Genomic DNA, 18,494 nt, shown 5'->3' with positions numbered 1-18,494 from the left:
ATCACGCTCAAACCGGCAAATGCCCCAATGGCAAAGGCCCTTGGGGCTTGAGGGTGCGGATTGCGAAGTTGCTGCGGATGTCCCGCACGCTGGGCATTTTCAGCAGGGTGTCGGAGAGAAACTGGTCATACGCGCGTAGGTCAGGCACCACGACGTGCAGGAGAAAATCCGACTCGCCGGACACCAGATAAGCTGAGATAACCTCAGGCAACGCCGACACCATCTGATGAAATTTCTGCGCTTCATCTTCGTGATGGCGGTCGACCTTCACCCCGATAAATACCGTCAGCCCCAACCCCAGCGCGTCGGCGTTCAACGTCGCCTGATAACCTCGAATCACCCCGGCCTCCTCCAGATGACGAACCCGACGCAGACAAGGTGACGCCGACAGGCCGATTTCATCTGCCAGTTGCACATTGGTCAAACGACCGTCTCGCTGCAGGGCGCTGAGAATTCGTCGGTCGTAGGCATCCAGCTTTACATTTGTAGGATTTGGCATATCAGACACCTTTAGTCGCCTCTCAGGAGCAGAAGATGCCAATACTAAGCGCCTAACGGGTGAAACTCGCAAGCACCTGCCCTGCCTTTCAGCTCTAGAATTTTCTTCCGTTACCCCCTGCCGGAGCGCTGAAGAAATGGAAAACCTGACGTTGTTTATCGTTGCCCTGTCGATGATCCTGCTGGTGCCGGGGCCGGACATGATCCTGCTATTGCAGACTGGCGCCCGACACGGTCGTGGCAAGGCGTTGGCTACCGCGCTGGGCCTGGCTGTCGCGCGCGGCTGCCACGTAGCACTGGCGGCGTTGGGGCTGGCGACGCTGTTCAAGGTCTCGCCGTGGACCTTCGACGCAGTGCGGATAATCGGCGCAGCGTATCTGCTGTGGTTGGGTCTGAAAATGTTCAAGCCTGGCGCCATGAGCGCTCCCCAGTCGGGCAATGCAGGCGATGGGGCGATCTCCTGGAGCACGGCGATTCTGCGCGGTTTGCTGACCAACCTGCTCAACCCCAAGGCGTTGCTGTTCTGTTCGATCTTGCTGCCGCAGTTCATCAATCCTGGCGCAGGGCCGGTGGCCGGGCAATTTGCCGAGCTGGGGGTGATCCTGGTGCTGATCGGCCTGTCGTTCGACAGCGTCTACGCCATGGCGGGCGGCTGGATAGGACGCTGGCTGGCGCGCAGTGCAACTGCGCAACGGGTCCAGCAATGGCTATTTGGCACCCTGCTGATTGGCTTCGCGGTACGCCTGGCCTTCATCCAGCAGGCTTGACCACATCCCCGTAACACTCTGAAGACGTCAAAGTAGCGCCCTGAAACGATTTTTTATCTTTTTTGCGAACAAGATGCCGAGATTGTTATCTGTTTGTTGGTAATTTGCGTTCGGCAAGGATTGGGAAAGCGCACTTTTTTGTGCAGGAAAGCACAGCATTTCTTCAGAGGCTTCACCTTATGAATCGCAGGAATCTCCTGAAAGCATCCATGGCGCTGGCAGCGTATAGCGCGCTGCCAGCGTCTGGTCTTTATGCGGCACGTGCTCTGGCGGCCGCAGCAGATGGCGAAATCGAGCATTTCGACTTCAAGACCTTGCAAGACCTCGCCAAGCAGATGGCTGGCAAAGCCTACGTCAGCACCAAGCAGAACCTGCCACCGACCCTTGCGAACATGACGCCTCAGCAGTTCAACGCGATCAAATACGACGCCGGCCATTCCCTGTGGAACGACGTCAAAGGCCAACTGGACGTGCATTTCTTCCACGTCGGTGCAGGTTTCAAGACGCCCGTGCGCATGTACAGCGTCGACCCTGCGAGCCAGGAGGCGCGTGAGGTGCATTTCCGTCCCGAGCTGTTCAACTACGAAGCCAGCCGCATCGACAAGACGCAGCTCAAGGGCGACCTGGGTTTTGCTGGCTTCAAGCTGTTCAAGGCGCCTGAAATCGCGATCAACGACATTCTGTCGTTCCTCGGTGCCAGCTACTTCCGCGCGATCGACAGCAACAAGCAGTACGGCCTGTCCGCGCGGGGCTTGGCAATCGACACCTACGCCCACAAGCCCGAAGAATTCCCTGACTTCACCAAGTTCTGGTTCGAGAAACCGACCAAGGACGCAACGCGTTTCGTGGTCTACGCCCTGCTGGATTCGCCAAGCGCGACCGGCGCCTACCGCTTCGACATCGACTGCCAGGCCGACCGAGTGGTGATGGACATAGACGCCCACATCAACGCTCGCGCCGACATCGAGCAGATGGGCATCGCGACCATGACCAGCATGTTCAGCTGCGGAACTCATGAGCGCCGCATGTGCGACACCATTCACCCGGAAATCCACGACTCGGATCGCCTGGCGATGTGGCGCGGCAATGGCGAGTGGATCTGCCGTCCGCTGAACAACCCGGCCAAGTTGCAGTTCAACGCTTTCGCCGACAAAGACCCAAAAGGCTTCGGCCTGGTGCAGACCGACCACGACTTCAAGACCTATCAGGACACCGTCGACTGGTATCACCGCCGACCAAGTCTGTGGGTCGAGCCGACCACCTCGTGGGGCGAAGGCTCGATCGATCTGCTGGAGCTGCCAACCACCGGCGAAACACTGGATAACATCGTCGCGTTCTGGAACCCGAAAGTGCCGATCAAGGCCGGTATGTCGATGAACTACGGCTACAAACTCTATTGGAGCCCGCTGCCGCCGGTTAGCACGCCACTGGCGCAGGTCCATGCGACCCGTTCCGGTATGGGCGGCTTCATTGAGGGCTGGGCGCCGGGCGAGCATTACCCGGAGGTCTGGGCACGTCGCTTTGCAGTGGATTTCAACGGTGGCGGTATCGACCGTTTGCCGGAGGGTTCGGGAATCGAGCCTGTGGTTACGGTATCGAACGGCAAAGTGCAGGATTTCAACGTGCTGGTGTTACCCGACATCAAGGGCTTCCGTGTGACATTCGACTGGTACCCGACCAGCGATTCGATGGACCCGGTAGAAATGCGCATGTTCATCAAGACCGGCGACCGCACCTTGAGCGAGACCTGGTTGTATCAGTACTTCCCGCCTGCGCCAGATAAGCGCAAGTACACCTGATTTGATCACATGCGATCTGTACCAGTACGGCTTGCCGGCGGTGGCGATGTTGAAATCGCTACCGCTGGCAAGCCAAGCTGCTACAGATCAGACCGCGCACAGCTGTTTATTCCCGCGCTGTAACGAAAATGAGTCATAGGCACTGCCCTCTAAGGCTCATTTTCCGTTCCACTTACCAGCGTCAAATTTACATCTTTTAATTAAATCAACGACTTACAAATTCAGATTTTTTATAAGCGTCTAACCTGTCCGAAATTTTGACTAATTGATTGACAGCCCCTGCATCTGACGCTGATATATCCCCTGTCACGCCGCTCGAGAGGGCCCTTTTAGGCATCCCCTCTGCGCGACACACACCAACTCTTCAGCTCAATCGACGGCCCGCGCCGACTTCGATGGGCGGTAGCTTTGCCTTGCAGGCAACGTTTTCCCTTCCTTCCTCAACGCCTGCTGTTGTCTTCCAATTCCAGCGCTCCCGAGGGGCTGTACCCATGATGTCGACTTCCCCCGTTTACGTTGAAAAACCGTCGATGCTGTCATTCGACAAATCCACCGCCATCGTGCTGGTCGCGATCAGCCTGATTCTGGTCGAGACTTTTTCCGGTGCTTTGCGCTTCTATCTGGACAAAGCCGGGATTTCGGTCCTGCTCTACGGCCCGAAAGTCGCCTGCCTGCTGTTCTTTGCGCTGGAGCTGCGTAGTTTCAAGGCCGGCCCCGGCATCTGGCTGAGCTTCCTGGTACTGCTGCTTTCAGCAGGCTGGGCCGCGCTCAACGGTGCGGGCGCGGGCAACTTCGCCTTCGCCTTGTATGGCATCAGCCCATTGCTGTTCGGCCTGGCCTGCGGCGATCAGATCACTCGGCATAAACGCCTGTTCATGTGGGCTATCGCCTTCGCGCTGCTGGCGTCGTTGGCAGGTATCGCCCTGGACAAGTACACCAACCTGCCCTGGAAGGGCTACAGCTACAGCATCGGCGGCACCGAGCTGAGCGCCAACACCACGTGGGCATCGGAGGAGGCGGACCGGCCCGCCGGATTCGCACGGATTTCCAGCGCCCTGGCGATCATCATCTCGATCTTCAGCCTGTATCTGATGGCGACCCTGCGCTCAAGACTGCTGGTGCTGGGGGTCTGCGCCATCGGTTTCGCTGGCGTGGTACTGACCACCAGCAAGGCGCCGGCTCTGGCGTTTATTGGCGGGGCGGGGCTTTTGATGATCACCCAGTTCCGCTGGACCACGCGCGGCGCCATCGTTGCTGCGGTCTTGTTGGGCATGTCGCTGCCGTTCATAGCCATGGCGTTCGACTTCGATCCGAACAAGGTATCGGCCGCCACTTCCCTGTCCTCGATCTACGACCGCCTGGTCAACACCTGGCCGAACGTAATCCGCGAGCTGATGAGCGAAAACCGTGAATACACCGGCGCGGGTTTCGGGCTGGTGGGCAGCGCCGTCGCGGCGTTTCCTGTGGTCGGCGCCGACATTTTCATGGTCTCCGACAGCACCGTGGTCTATCTGTGGGCAACCTTTGGCCTCGCGGGGTTGTTTCTGTACACGCTGCATATCCCGCTGTTCTTCATCCTGGCGGACAGCGTCACGCGCTACGGCCGCGCCATGCTCGCGACCGGTTTCTGCATCTGTATCGTCAGCTGGACCACTGACACGCTTGAGGTGACGCTGGCGAACCTGTTTCTTGGCATGGCCATCGGGCATGCGCTCAATGCGAGGTCGCAGGTAAGAACCGCCGTCCCAAAGCCCCGGGAGCTGCCCCAATGGAGCGGCCTGCCGGGCCTGAGCTGAAATGAATGTATTGAGTATTGGCCGCAGAAGCCTGCTGTTACTGATCTGCCTGATCGTCACGCGTTTTGCCACTGCCGACCCGTTCATAGTCGGCGTCGCTACCCACTCAATGAACAACCTGTCGCAGCCTCTGCGCAGCCTTGAACTGGCGACCGCAGCGGGAATCACCTCGGTGCGTGACGATGCATTCTGGTCCACTGCCGAACCGACGCCCAAAGAACTGCGGATCATCCCGCAGTGGCGCGCCTGGCTTAACACCGCCAGCGCGCTGAATCTCAGCCCCATGGTGATTCTGGGCTACGGCACCTCCTTCAACGGCAACGCCAAGCCACGCAAACCGGACATCAAAATCCCGTATCTGAACTACGTCGACTACACCACTCGCCAGTTGGGCAATCCGGTGCAGTACTACGAGGTCTGGAACGAGTGGGACATCGAAGGCCCGAGCGATGCCCGCTTGAGCAGCGATTACGTGGCACTGGTGAAAGACGCCGCTCCGATCATTCGCAAGAACAACCCACAGGCGAAGATCCTTGCCGGGGCTGTCACTTCGGCAGGCATAAAAGGTGGTTTCGTTGATCGAATACTTGCCGCTGGCGTGCTCAAGTACGCCGACGGCATCTCGCTACACCCGTATGTGCATTGCGAAGGTCGCGATCACAACACGCCGGAAAGCTGGATCAACTGGCTGCGCGATCTGGACCGCCGATTCAGCAGCAAGGCCGGCAAGCCGGTGCCGTTGTACCTCACCGAAATGGCCTGGCCAAGCCACGAAGGCAACTGCGGCATCAGCGCAGTGCGGCAGTCGGCTTATCTGGCACGCGCCTATTTTCTGGCCCGCACCGTGCCCAACATCAAGGGCATGTGGTGGTACGACCTGATCAATGACGGCACCGCGCGAGACGATCAGGAGCACAATTTCGGCCTGCTCAATATCGACCTGAGTCCCAAGCCTGCCTATCCGATTCTTGAAGCGATCAGCCCTTACCTTCGCGACTTCAGCTATGACCCCAGCAACAGTTTGCAGGCCGATAACGTCTACAAGCTGGCGTTCAGCGACGGACGCGAACGGGTGATGGTGGCGTGGGCGACAGGCCGTCCGCGCGATGAGCACGTCACTGCGACGGCAATGAAAAACGCGCCGGTGCGTATCCTCGACACAGCAGCAGCTGCCAAGGGAATGATCGACAGCCTGCAAAAATGGGTCTGCAACGGCGAGCAGTGTTCCGCGCCCGTCACGCTCACCGAATTCCCCAAGATCATCCGCCTGAGCCCCGGATCTTGAGCTTTTTAAACTCAAACGCCCGCCTGCCCCCGTCAGCGCGGGCTTTTTTATGGGATTTTCGTGAAGCCGCCTGCAAATAGTGGCATTGCGACATATCAGCGACATTTAGCACTGATACGCTAGTCGTCTTTACAGGACCCGGCCCGAGGGAATGATGGCGGTTCGACGCCGACTGATCAGCGTGTGCTTGCTCTGGCTGTTTGCCTTGCCCGTTGCGGCAGGCCCCTATGTGGCCGGTGGCGCGCAGTGGAAGCCTTACGCCTACGAAGACGACAACGGCCACTTGTTGGGCGTTTCTGTCGACATCGCACGACGCGTCATGCAACTCGCCAACCTGGACGTTACCTTCGTCACCTACCCGGTCAACCGCCTGCAGTCGATGCTGCAAAAGGGCGAGATCGACATGAATTATGCCGATGCGCGGATCTGGAACAGCCCTGAAGAACAGCAGCATTACGTGTTTTCCAGACCCTACTCCATCGTCAACGAGCACCTGTATTTCCTCATCGACCACCCCGCACGCGGGCAATCCATACAGCAACTGAACAACCTGACCATTGGCATGGTCCGCGGCTATACCTACTGGGCGCTGGATCCAGCCATCGCGAACCACCGACTGAGCCGGCTGGAAACTTCACAGGACGATGCGTTGATCAAATTGCTGCAGAGCCGTCGAGTCGATGCAATCGCCATGGTCGACGACATCTTCGATGCGCTGGTGGCCAGCAACCACCTGAACCCTGCCCAGTTCCATCAGGGCGCCAAACTCAGCGAAGCGCCCCTGGTGTTCAAGCTCCAGCCTCAGTACGCCTCATGGCTGCCACAAATCAACCGCGCCATCGAAAAGCTGCGCAGCAGCGGCGAGCTGGACAGCATCAGGCGGCACTATTTGCCGACGAAATAGTTGCTGAGTAGTGAGGTGTGTTGACGGCGAACATCGGGATTTTTCTGACAGCACCAGTCAGTATTTCCGTAGCGCACCTGGGTAGGTACGCAAACGTATAATGCGCTTCATAAACGAAGAACCCCGCCATGAGGCGGGGTTCTTTTTTGCTTCGTCTGTCCTCGGGGGGAGGTGCATGCACCCGCGTGTCCCGTGGCTAGTGCGAAAACTATATGGATATAGGCTCCACAGGTCAATGCCGATACCTTGCGCAGTCAAGACAGCACTCTCACCTGCTCGAATGTCCACTTATGAAGCCCGAGCGGTCTCCACAGGTCGTGACCCAGCTGCGGCGTTAGCCCTGTATGCGTGGAATGCTCGTATTTGCGGCGCCCTGCTCACACCTCTGCATATCTGCGAGGTGGTTGTACGTAATGCTGTTGCCGAGGCCCTCGAGTCTACACATGGCCCCTTTATGGCCTTGGAATTCAGGCTTCGAGCGAAGCCTGCCACGGCAGGCAGGTCCGGGCTATAACGCCCTTGGCGATCTGCAGGCTGTGCGCAAAAAAATGACAACTACCGGACAGGTCATCGCCGAGCTCAAGTTCGTGTTTTGGGAAATAATGTTTACCACCCGACACGATCACCGCCTCTGGAATCGACACCTTAAACGGGTACTACCCAACTTGGACGTGACCCGAACGACAGCCGAACATCGCAAAGACATTTTCGAAGATCTGAATAAGATCAGGTTATTGAGAAATCGAATCGCGCATCACGAACCGATTTTTGCTCGCAACCTTCTCGATGATTTTCGAGTCATTCAGCACTTGGTCAAAGCTCGCTGCTCTGTCTGCGCGCAGTGGATGCATGCCCAGCAGCAAGTTATCGCAACCTTGGAACAAAGGCCGTTCTAAATCCAGGTGACGCGTTCTCTTCAAACAATGCCTTGCCACATGTTCGATGGCACTCAGCCCCAAGCTGATCTCAAACCCTAAGCAGCATGGAAATGCCCAACATCTCCCGCGCAATCCGGTCCGCATCTACAAACGCCCGAGAATAACTTCCTGACGAGGGTACGTAGTGATTGTAGTAAGTGGCACCTTCCACGATCGGCCCGGTTATCCACAGATTCGGCTGGGCCTTGCCATGGCTGTCTACGTACACGACCTCATCATCAGAATTCAGGCTGTGGATAATTCCGCTCGCACGTAGCTGCTGGATGACTTTTGGCTGGGTAACCGCGCCCAGGTTGTCGCTGACGTGGGCGCAAACCACTGCATCCAGTGGAAGAAGCTGACTGCCTGAAAGATAGACCGACACTGCGCCTGACGTCTCGCTGTGCATGACTTTCGATCCATGAACCCATTGCAGAACACCGGCATCCGCCAGCGCCAGCAGTTCCTGATGCCGCTCCTTTTGTGGCCCCGCCACCATGCGGTTCACCAACGGCGCGTATTCTCTGAAAAAAACCTTGTGCGACTCTGGCGTCAGGCCTTGGTTATCCACAACTCGGCGTAGTTGTTCACGGCAGCTTCTCCAGACCTCCACCGCAGCCTTGAAAGGACTGTGATCAAGATCGGCGATGCTCTCCTGTAAGTCCGCTTCAATAAACTCCCGCACCCACTGCGCATAATTATCCACAGGAGCTTTCAGATGTCGGGGATTGAAGGCGCTTTCGTCCAGCATCGGCACGCCATGGCGTTCAGCCAGTTCCTGAGCCTTTTCTTCAAGCTCGCCCAACAGGAACGCGGTCGCCACCTCTGATTTCACCCGCGCCGAGGATTCGCCGTGCAGCGCCGCGATCATGCCGAAGTACTCCACGTACATTTCCGCCTTGAGCAGCGGCAGCACCTGGGCCTCGAAATCCAGCCCTCGAGGTTGGCGGGCGCGAAGATCGGCGACGGCTGACAAGGTAAAGATAAGCGCGGATGTACCCGTGCGGTGGGGCGAGATGTCAGGCCGGGTGCGATACGGCAGACCGCTTCGTGAATACATTAAAACGCGGGGCTCATGGCCGGATGGCTCATAACTCAAACCCTCCGGAGCTTGTACAAAGCGCCCCCCTCTGCCCACGGTCAGGCCAGCGACGACATCCATCGCTGAGAGCCCGAGTCCTTCCACGCCCACAACATCTGTGGATGAAATCGCCTTCAGCGAGCGGGGCTGTGGATAAGCATTGAAGCGCCTGGTTGCACCGTCCTGGTTATCGCAGAGTTCAGGTGCTTGTGCATGGCCCACGGTGATCAACAACCAGTCGACCTGATGGCGTTGCCCTTCGCCTGTGGACAATACGAATCCGCCCAGATCCGTGTGCTCTATGTTATCCACAACCTGGGCGTGATGGACCAGCTTTACAGACTCGGGCAGCGTGCGAATGACTTCGTCGTAGGTCCAGGCCAGATATTCTCCGAGCCACGGCCTGGGAAGAAACTCGTTGGGGCGCACTGCGCGCTCGGGCTTGAATCGCAGGCACCACTCATAAAAATTCGGCCCTTGGCGACCGCTAAACCCACCCAACGCGGCCTGATCGGGAAACATCGAGATCTGCGACGCCACGGTGTTGAGCATCAGGTATTGCGGTTGCTCCACCGAATGCAGGCCCGGGCCTGGTCGATGCGGGTCGAAGACACTGATCTCGACACGCCGTTCGCCCGCGCCAGCCAATGCACACAGCCGCTCCAGCACGGCCAGGCCACGGGAGCCGCAGCCGACAATGCCGATTCTGATCACGGGCTTTTCGGGGCCAGTGGCAACGAATCTTTCCTTGGGCAGTGCAGTGCTCAGTTCCATCTCAGCGTTTCTCCGAAGAACGAATCGATAGCGACAGCGCGCGATTCAGCGAGCGCGGTGTCGACGATGAATTTGCTCAGCGCCAGATCCAGCACTCCCAAACCGAAGGGCGAGAAGATCGAAGCCTTGGTCGGATCCGGCTCGACCTCGCCACGAATCAAGCCCGCCAGCGTGCCGTTCATGAATGCTCTGTTTCCAGTGAGCTGCTCGGCCAGATGCGGCGAGGTGTTGGCCTTCATGCAATGTTCGACGTCGTCGCAGAAGTTGTTGGCTGCCAGCAATAACTGCGGTGCGATGTCCCGCAGCGAGATGTTCAACACCACCTGGCCGGGCCGAAAACCCATCGGCGGCTTAACGTACGGCTCGCCAGCCGTGGTCGCGAAGATCACCAGATCGGCCGCCAGTGCTTGCTCGAGCGTTCCGGTGCGGGCTGTGCATAAGTCGATCTGCTGTACGTAACCGGTCAGAGCCTCGGCCGATGCATCATCGAAGTCATGCACAACAGCCTGCTCGATCTCCCAGTTTTCCACAGCCAGCATTCGGGCGATGTTCCGAGCAATGACGCCTGCGCCGATAAAGCCCACGGATGCTGCCTTGTGCGACTGACCGTTGAGCCAATAAGCCCCTGACACAGCCGAAGCGGCCGTTCTCACCGCACTGATCTGCGCACCCTCAAGACAGGCGTAGGGATAACCGGTCTCGCGATCGTTGAGAATGACGACCGCCGAGGCCCGGGGTTTCTGCTGCGCAACGTTGCCCGGGAAACTGGAAATCCATTTGATGCCGGCCACGGCGTCCTCGCCTTCCAGCGATGCCGGCAATGCGATGATGCGGTTGGCGGGTTGCGTTGGAAAACGCAGAAAATAGCTGTCCGGATTAAGGGTCTGCCCATCGTGATGCTGCAGGTAAACCTGCTCGACGCGGGCGACCATGGTGTGCGCCTGGCTGTCGAGCAGCTCCTTGATCACCGCGCCGGGGATGACGTGAAAATCAGACATGAACCTCCTCCCCTTCGAAGGTATGGACGTAATCGCGCAGGTAACGACTGAGGGGCTGCGAGCTCAATGCCGCCAGTTCGGCACGGCCAAACTTCTGCATCACCCATTCATCGTTGTAGATGGTTTCCAGATAGCGTTCGCCAGCATCGGGAGAGATGGCGACCACCACGGCGTCCTTCGGAATGCCCAGCGACGGGGCTGCAAGGCCGGCAAGCACCGTGCCTGTAGACCCGCCCGACAGTACGCCGTTGGATTTGGCCAGCCAGCGACACATCGCAACGGTGGCGCGTTCATCCACCACCTGCTGTTTGTGCAGATGATTGGCGCGGAAGATCGGCGGTATCTGGCTGGATCCAAGGCCCGGAATGAAGCGTTTGCCCGGCGCCTGGCCGAAAGTCACGGAGCCTGCGCTGTCCACTGCGATGATTTTGGTACGCGGTGAATGCTTGCGAAAATACTGCACGCAGCCCATCAGCGTGCCGGTGGTTCCAGCGCCGACCACCAGATAATCCAGCGCCGGAAACGCGATATGAATCGAGCGTGCGGTGGTTTGTTCGTGGGTGCGGGCGTTGGCGGGGTTGCTGTACTGATTGAGCCACAAATAGCGAGGATCGCGGGCCACGGTGTCGCGGATATACCGAATCCGAGTCCCCAGATAACCGTCGTTGTCGTCGCGCTCGGTGACGATCACGATCTGCGCGCCAAACGCTTCCATCATCTTGATGTTGTGCAGGTTGGTATTCGGGTCGACCACACAGCAGAACTTGTAGCCCCGTTCCGCGCAGATCATCGCCAGGGCCACGCCGAGGTTGCCCGAGGACGACTCGATCAGCACGGTGTCCTTGTGAATAAGTCGGCGTTCGGCATAGGAGTCGATCAGGCCGATGGCGGTCTTCATCTTGATCGATCCCGCCGGGTTGCAGGATTCCAGTTTCAGATGCAGGTTTTCGAAGCCCAGGCCCTTGAGGCGGACGAAATTGGAATCGCCGACGATATGAGAAATGAAGTTCATGGCCGTGCCTCGGCGCGTGCGGGTTTGGACAAGGCCGGATGGGCCACCACTGGCGCCAGCTGTCGAGGCTGCGTCGCCAGCAGCGCGTCCGTCAGTTGCTGAGCGCGCAGCGCCACCATGGAGAAGGACTGCGCATCGCTGATGCCGTGGGTTTTCTCCGAGGTGCCATTGGCGAGGATCTGTAGGCCCTCGCTGTGTTGCAGGCCAACGCGATAGTGCCTATCCACCGCCAGGCTGCCGTCTTCTTCGCGCAACAGCCAGGGTTGCAGCAACGTCAGCAACGGCGGCACCGCGAGCTGTTCATAACCGGTGCCAAGGACGATTCCGTCCACGTACAGCGTGCTCTCAAGGCCCGTGTTGCTGTCGCGCAGAACCACCGAATAGGCGTCGCCGACCTTTTCCACAGACACAACGTTGGACCAGGTGTGCAGGTTCAGACGCTGATGGCCGCTGACTTCGCCTTCGTACATGAACGAGTACAGGGCCTGACTTTCATCGGCGTCGATGCCCGCGTAGTTAGTCGAACGGATCTCATCGAAGACCTTGCTGCGGCGTGCAGGCTCCAACTGATGAAAGTAATCCACCTGCTCGGGCAGGAAAGCCAAGTTGGGAAACTGCCCCAGTTGGCCAACGCGGAAACCCACGCCCCGATGAACCGAATGCACTTGGGTGGTCGGCGCAGCACCCAATAAATGGGCGACAGCCTCTCCAGCGCTCTGACCGGAGCCCAACACCAGCCAACGCTGGGCGATAGGCCCGCCACCCAGATGGATATTCTTCAGGTACTGCGAGGTGTGAAAGACGCGACCGCCCAGATGAGGGCTGAACGCTTCGGGGATTCTCGGCAGGCTGCCGTGGGAAAGCACAAGCCGTTTGGTGCGATAGGTGGCTTGGGCAGTGACGACATCGACCGCCTTGAGGATGCCTTTCTCCGCCACCGGGAGCACATCGAGCACGCCTTCGTCGTAGGCCACATAGTCCTTCAACTGAGCAGCCACCCAACCGATGTAGTCGGACCATTCCACACGGCTCGCCGGACGGCCGAGCAGGCCGAATTTGTACAGGCGTCCTTTCTCTTTCAGGTACATGGCGAAGGAGAAACGACTGCGGGGGTTGCGCGGGGTCACCAAGTCACGAAACACGTGATGATTGATATCGGTGCCCGCCAGCAGGAAGGCGCCGTGCCAGGTCGAATCACGGCCCTTCTCAAAGAAACGCACGCGCGAAAACGGCTTTTTGCCGTTGTCTTCGGCTTCGTCTTCCAGCGCACAGGCCAGCGCGATACCGGCGGGACCGAAGCCGACCGACACGACGTCCAGCTCCTGGCGCAAACCCTCGATTTCAAACTGATTCATGGTGGTCCTTCCTGAAAGGTTTAAAGACTTGGCGAGCCCGAAGTGGCCCGATTCAACACAGCAAACGCCGTTCGTGGGCGCGCTGGTCGGCGTAGACCCACAGCGAAACCCGGGCGTGATCGTTTTCCCCATTGCTGAAGCTGATGGGGCCGGCAGGTGTAGAAAACTGTTCGAAACGCAGCGCATCCAGCAGCCCGCGACGTTGACCAGCGGCCAGATCCACCAGCGAAAATGCCGCCAGGGTCTCGATGGCGTAGACCGGCGCCTGTTCGCCGTAGATGCGCTGGTAGGCCAGATCAACCGACTGTGCTTCTGGCAGATCGCTGGCGACGGGAAAGCTCACGACATAGACGGTGCCGGTTTGCTCAAGCCCGCTGACCAGTGCGGGCGACGCAGCGTCGTCAGTAAAGAAGAGCGGTAATCCACAGCCCGCCGCGCGGTTTTCCACAAGGAACTGGCGGCTGGCCTTAAGCCGTCCACAAAACACCAGAGCATCGGCCTGGTTCACATCCGTCACGACTTTCGCTGTGGATAACTTCGCAGCCTGTTGAAGTTCGTGCAGTTGCTGCTGGCCGTGCAGGCTCGGATCGGCGAACAGCGCCAGCCTGAGCAGGCCCTGCCCTTCGGCAAAAGTGAGCAGACGCTTGGCGAGGACTCGATCAGATGCACACACGCGAAAGGTGGTGCTGCCGTCTTCAGTCAGCGCGGCACAGGTCGACGCAGGCAGAATCAGCGGAATGCCGGCCTGTGCATAAGTTTCCACCACGGCTGCGGCGGATTCGGAAGCAAAGTGACCGATCACCGCATCAACGCGAGCCTCGATGAAGCGCTTAGCCGCCGCGCGCCCGCCATCGGCGTTTGCACCGTCATCGAAATAGAAATGCCGTGCACGGCGCACATTGCTGAACAAGTGGCTTGAGAGGTACACGCCCCGCAAAAAACTGCGCGCGTGTAATGTGGTGTCGACGTCCAGTGCGGCGCAGATACCCAGACGCATCATGACAATGCCACCTCGGTGAATCGTGAGGGGCAGAACGCCTCCATGATCGAGCGGTGATCGGCCTCCATCTGCATGCCCGCCATCCGGCCACCCAGCTCGAACGCCAGCAACTCGGCGACATTGGGCGCCATCTTGAAGCCGATGCCGCAGAACCCGGTGGCCAGGTAGAGGTGGCTTTTGTTCGTGGAACGACCAATCAGCGGACGTCCGTCGTCGGTGTAGGCATCCCAGGCAACCTGGGTCACGACGGGCAAGGTGTGGTCTCTGTCGTAGCCGAGCCGGGCGACGCGCTCCATCACGTCCTGCTCGTTGTCCATCGGCGACAGATTCAACTGGTAAGCATGCTCGGCGCGTTGACGACGCTGCCCGCCGACTTGCATCAGATTGCGTCCTAACGGCAGCAGGTAGGTGTTCAGACTGTGAGCGATGACCGGCATGCTCGGCGCCTGATCGCAGCTCAAACGGGTAAACGGAATGGTCCGCGCGTGGACGGCGCCGTATGGCCGGGGCAGCGGGCCGCTGGCGCCACAGGCATCCACCACCCATGTCGCCTCAAGGCACAACTTGCCCGCATGCACCTGCACTTTGCCATCGAGTTCGACACAGCGATCGACCGCCAGATGATCCAGGAACGTGGCTTTCTCTGCGACGTAACGGCACAGGTTCGAGACCGCGACACGAGCGTCGACCATGCCGCCGTTGCGCTCGATCAACAGGCATTCACCATCGCAGAACGAGGAGAAACGCCCGTTATCCAGCGCACCCACCGAGGCGTGCAGTTCGATGTTCTCCGTGCCTTCGGTGCCTACCGCTTCGAGGTACTTGCCGCACACCTCGGAGCTGGCGATATAGGCGACACCGGTGCGCTTGAGCGCCTGCTCGAACAACGCATGAACGATGCCGGTGCTGCCATGATGCGCGCCGCGGCTGGTCAACGGCCGCAATGCCGGATCCAGCTCCAGACCCCGAACGATGCCGCCGGTGTCGCGAGTCGCACCTTGGCCGCCAGCGATGCCCTTTTCCATCAGGGCAACGTCCAGGCCACTCTCGACCAGGGCGGCAGCAATCGATGCGCCCATGACACCGGCGCCGATCACGATCACATCGAATGAGGTTTTCATCAGCGTCACTCCCGGGTCAGATCTCGTACTCGACGGCGCTGACGTACACCAGCTGATGGAACACTTCGTTTTCGGTGAAGCGGCAATAGCGCAGGATCTGCCTGGCGAGGTCAGGAAACACCGGAGCGCCCATGGCTCCAATCAGCGCCACATACGGCAGGATGCGCTTGCCGAGTAATTGGCGATCCCGAGCGGCGTTGATCACGTCAGACAGCAATACCGCCAGCCCCTTCATGGTGAAGTGATCCACCGAGGTCACTTCGAACCAGCGCGCCACCAGAATCTTGATCGCCGCAGCATCGGCCGACGTCAGCTTCAGGCTGTCGCCATCGACGCGCTCGCGCTCGGCCTGGGCGGCCAGCTTGACCAGCACTTCGCTGAAGGTCTCCTTACGCCAGGCCGCGAATTTCTCGACGTCGAAATCGTCGGTATCCTGCTCGGGCGCAATCAACGCCAGATAGAACCGCGCGCTGTCGGTGCAGGCATCGGCCACCAGATCCCGCGCCCAGATCGCATAGTTGCGGCTGGTCGAGAGGTTCTTGCCGTTCAGGGTCAGGAACTGATTGGTGTAGAAGGTCTGACGCATGCGGTAGCCGTGCATGGTCTGCAGCAGCGCCGGATAGACCATCATGTGGCTAAAGGCGCAGTCGTAACCGAGGAAATGCACCAGCCGGCCTTTGCCGGAACGGCAGTATTCGTCGTACTCCCAAGGCGCGTGTTTGTGCTCGTTGAGGTACTCGCGAAACGCGCCAAGGTAACCGGAAAGCCCCATTACCCAAGTATGAATACGGCGGCTGCCATCGGGCTTGAGGTCCAGACCGCCGTCATGGGGTCGGGTAATGCCCCAGTCCACTGGGCCCAGCTCGAATTCCTCGTTGAGGAAGCGGCGAATGAAAGGCCGCAACGGGGTGTGCTCGAAACTGGCCTTCAAATGACTGCGGAAGTTGGACAGCGCCAAAAACTCACGCTCGACCGGGCGCCAGATCATCTGCGCTGAGCACAGCTTGCAGCGGAAGTTGCTCATCTTCGACGCGTTGGGGGTATGTGCGCATTCTTCGCACTGGCTGGCGTCGGAGTCCGAACCGCAGTGATCGCAATCGCCGCGACCAAAGGCCTCATAGCCCCATTTGTCGCAGTGCTCGCAGTAAGGTTCCTGGCTGACTTTCTTGTAAATGGCGCCCGCCTTTACAGCGAACTCGTACATCTCTTCCACGGCTTTCTTGAAGTAGTTGTTGCGATAGGGCCGCATCCAGAAATCGACCTCAATCCCCATCTTCTTCAAGGTGTCGTTAATCTTGTCGGTGTTCTCCAGCGCCAGTTCCTGAGGTGCGCGATCCAGCTCGATGCCGCGACGCAGCATGTACGACTGATAGTCGTCGGAATAAGAAACCAGCGTGGCGTCGTGACCGCGCTGGCGCTGCGCTCGAGTGTAGATATCGGCAGCCAGAAACGGCCCGGCCATATGGCCGATGTGCAGATCGCCATTCGGGGTTGGCGGAGTAATGGTGACCAGTAACTTGCCCATCACGAAGCCCTCTGATCGGACACGTCATGGATCGTCGCCTTTTGCAGGGCGAACTCATTCAGTTCAACGGCTTGCTGGGCGTCTTCATCGAGGAAACGGTTGGCTGAATCGCGATCCCACCAGACCACATAAAAGTGAAAGTCTTCGTCGGAATCGTTCAGCACGTAATGGTCGGTATGTTTCGGAATGGCCGCGATATCACCCATGGTGAAAGGGTACGTTTGCTCACCCACCACCAGTTTGGCGGTGCCTCTGATACCGATGAAGAATTCCTGATCGATCTGGGTGTGCGACAACGACTTGGTGTGCGGGCGAACCACACACCAACCGCCGCCGATAGGCGTTGGATATCCAGCCCAGGGTAAAAGCCGGGAACCGTCCAGATCATATTCATGAACCAGTTTGTCCCACGCCATGGGGCGAAAAATTTGAAAGTCAGTCATGAAGTTCTCCCTCAGCCCTGAGCATCCCTGCTCATTGTTTTAGCGGCGCCAGCCATTACTGATTAACGCCGTCGAGTTGAGGGATAAGCTGAAGAAAATCGAAGAAGGGAGCAAACAAGAAATACGCAATCAACGGTTAAGTTTGACTTAACTCAACTTTGCTTAATCATTTAATTTATCAACACGTTATAAGCAATTCCAGGCATGCGTGGCACGTGGGTGGACACTGAAGTAGGACTTAACTGTCACGATAAACAGCAAATAAAAACATACAGATGTTGCCGTTTATGCTCAGCGGCAATCAACGCGTGGTGAACTCGCGCTGGCTGGCAATGGCCTGGGACACCAGCCAGTCCCGGAACTGCCGACTGGATTTGGGCAGAATGGCGGTCTCGTCGTAGACAAGGTAATACGCAATCGGCGTATCGATCGTCGCCCGAAACGGCACGACCAGACGTCCAGAAGCCAGCTCTTCGCGAATCAGCGAACGGCGAACCAGCGCAATGCCCATGCCGGCCAACGCAGCCTCGATCACACCGTTGGAATCCACGAATACCGATCCTCGATGCACAGCCGCTTCGGCATCCTCGATACCCACTGCTCTGAGCCACAAAGCCCAGTCCTCACGATGTTCATCGTGGAGCAGGTTGTAACTCTTGAGGTCAATGGGCGATGACAGGTAGCGAGAGTCAGGCAAAAGGCTCGGGCTGCAAACCGGCTGCAGACGGTCGTTGATCAGCATCTCGACCTCAAGGCCGGGATAGCGCCCAAGGCCATGGCGCACCGCGAAATCCACCCCGTCGCCCAGCAGATCGACCAGGCGGTTAGTGGTGCTGATCAGGACTTCGATACCCGGACAAATTGCCTGAAAATCGGGAAGCCGTGGCAGCAGCCATTGCATGGCGAAGCCACTGGTACAGCTGACGGTAATGGTGTTGGGGCCGTTATCACTCATCAGTCGTTGAGTGGCATCCGATATCTGCCCGAGTGCCGGGCGGATGGCCCGCAGGTAAATCTTGCCTTCAGGGGTCAGTTCCAGACGCTTGGTGTTGCGGATGAACAGCGTGACACCCACGGCCTTTTCCAGCTTGGCGATCTGCTGGCTGATCGCCGCCGGCGTCACGAAAAGCTCGCCCGCCGCGCTTTTCATGCTGGCATGACGCCCCGTCGCTTCGAAACACAGCAAGGCGTACAGGGGCGGGAATTTCATGCCGGTCCT

Annotated in this window: 14 protein-coding genes and 1 pseudogene; 6 read left to right on the top strand and 9 right to left on the bottom strand. The window is 58.8% G+C overall.

All coding sequences use genetic code 11. From position 1 onward, the window contains the following. Nucleotides 1-7: 7 nt before the first annotated feature. Nucleotides 8-499, bottom strand: a complete 492-nt coding sequence (locus BWR59_RS05545) for an Lrp/AsnC family transcriptional regulator (protein ID WP_081564646.1) — start codon at nt 497-499, stop codon at nt 8-10. Nucleotides 500-635: 136 nt separating this feature from the next. Between BWR59_RS05545 and BWR59_RS05540 the strand changes: the two genes are divergently transcribed. The 6 genes from BWR59_RS05540 to BWR59_RS05515 all read left to right on the top strand — a co-directional run bounded on the left by BWR59_RS05540 (nt 636) and on the right by BWR59_RS05515 (nt 7,945). Next, nucleotides 636-1,265 carry a LysE family translocator gene (locus tag BWR59_RS05540; RefSeq protein WP_081564645.1) on the top strand — a complete coding sequence of 210 codons (630 nt, stop codon included), beginning with the start codon at nt 636-638 and terminating at the stop codon, nt 1,263-1,265. Nucleotides 1,266-1,444: 179 nt separating this feature from the next. After that, nucleotides 1,445-3,064: a glucan biosynthesis protein D gene (locus tag BWR59_RS05535; RefSeq protein ID WP_081564644.1), complete on the top strand. Its 1,620-nt coding sequence runs from the start codon at nt 1,445-1,447 to the stop codon at nt 3,062-3,064. Nucleotides 3,065-3,558: 494 nt separating this feature from the next. Continuing rightward, nucleotides 3,559-4,860, top strand: a complete 1,302-nt coding sequence (locus tag BWR59_RS05530) for a hypothetical protein (RefSeq protein ID WP_081564884.1) — start codon at nt 3,559-3,561, stop codon at nt 4,858-4,860. Nucleotide 4,861: 1 nt separating this feature from the next. Next, nucleotides 4,862-6,145 (top strand): hypothetical protein, encoded by a 1,284-nt coding sequence (locus BWR59_RS05525; RefSeq protein ID WP_081564643.1) that lies wholly within the window; start codon nt 4,862-4,864, stop codon nt 6,143-6,145. Nucleotides 6,146-6,299: 154 nt separating this feature from the next. Continuing rightward, nucleotides 6,300-7,049, top strand: coding sequence for a transporter substrate-binding domain-containing protein (locus tag BWR59_RS05520; protein WP_168184455.1), 750 nt, complete (start codon nt 6,300-6,302; stop codon nt 7,047-7,049). Between the two features lie 443 nt (nt 7,050-7,492). Continuing rightward, nucleotides 7,493-7,945 carry a hypothetical protein gene (locus BWR59_RS05515; RefSeq protein WP_343286967.1) on the top strand — a complete coding sequence of 151 codons (453 nt, stop codon included), beginning with the start codon at nt 7,493-7,495 and terminating at the stop codon, nt 7,943-7,945. A 70-nt stretch (nt 7,946-8,015) separates the two neighbouring features. Here the strand turns inward: BWR59_RS05515 and BWR59_RS05510 are convergent, their stop codons facing one another. From BWR59_RS05510 to gcvA, 8 genes and pseudogenes are all read right to left on the bottom strand, one after another. Continuing rightward, complete coding sequence (locus BWR59_RS05510) at nt 8,016-9,821, bottom strand: FAD/NAD(P)-binding protein (RefSeq protein WP_081564641.1); 1,806 nt, start codon at nt 9,819-9,821, stop codon at nt 8,016-8,018. After that, nucleotides 9,812-11,831, bottom strand: a pseudogene (gene sbnA, locus BWR59_RS32605) (2,3-diaminopropionate biosynthesis protein SbnA). Before sbnA ends, BWR59_RS05510 begins: the two are co-directional and overlap by 10 nt. After that, complete coding sequence (locus BWR59_RS05495; RefSeq protein ID WP_081564638.1) at nt 11,828-13,186, bottom strand: SidA/IucD/PvdA family monooxygenase; 1,359 nt, start codon at nt 13,184-13,186, stop codon at nt 11,828-11,830. The pseudogene sbnA and the gene BWR59_RS05495 overlap by 4 nt, the downstream one beginning before the upstream one ends. Nucleotides 13,187-13,238: 52 nt before the next feature. After that, the gene (locus BWR59_RS05490) at nt 13,239-14,186 is read right to left on the bottom strand and encodes an ABC transporter substrate-binding protein (RefSeq protein WP_081564637.1); all 948 of its coding nucleotides are present in this window, start codon (nt 14,184-14,186) and stop codon (nt 13,239-13,241) included. Beyond that, entirely contained in the window at nt 14,183-15,307 is a 1,125-nt protein-coding gene (locus BWR59_RS05485; protein ID WP_081564636.1) for an FAD-dependent oxidoreductase, read from the bottom strand. Before BWR59_RS05485 ends, BWR59_RS05490 begins: the two co-directional genes overlap by 4 nt. Before the next feature lie 16 nt (nt 15,308-15,323). Further along, a complete protein-coding gene (locus BWR59_RS05480; protein ID WP_081564635.1) occupies nt 15,324-16,832 on the bottom strand; it encodes a methionine--tRNA ligase in 1,509 nt (502 codons plus the stop codon). Continuing rightward, on the bottom strand, nt 16,832-17,275 hold the full coding sequence (locus BWR59_RS05475; RefSeq protein WP_081564634.1) for a cupin domain-containing protein: 444 nt from the start codon (nt 17,273-17,275) through the stop codon (nt 16,832-16,834). The genes BWR59_RS05480 and BWR59_RS05475 overlap by 1 nt, the downstream gene beginning before the upstream one ends. 301 nt (nt 17,276-17,576) lie before the next feature. Further along, nucleotides 17,577-18,485, bottom strand: coding sequence for a transcriptional regulator GcvA (gene gcvA / locus BWR59_RS05470; protein ID WP_081564633.1), 909 nt, complete (start codon nt 18,483-18,485; stop codon nt 17,577-17,579). Nucleotides 18,486-18,494 lie beyond the last annotated feature (9 nt).

It is taken from the genome of Pseudomonas sp. Bc-h, assembly GCF_002080045.1.
Classification (GTDB): domain Bacteria; phylum Pseudomonadota; class Gammaproteobacteria; order Pseudomonadales; family Pseudomonadaceae; genus Aquipseudomonas.
The sequence above is the reverse complement of the archived record's forward strand: the minus strand, read 5'-3'. Positions and strand labels throughout refer to the sequence as shown.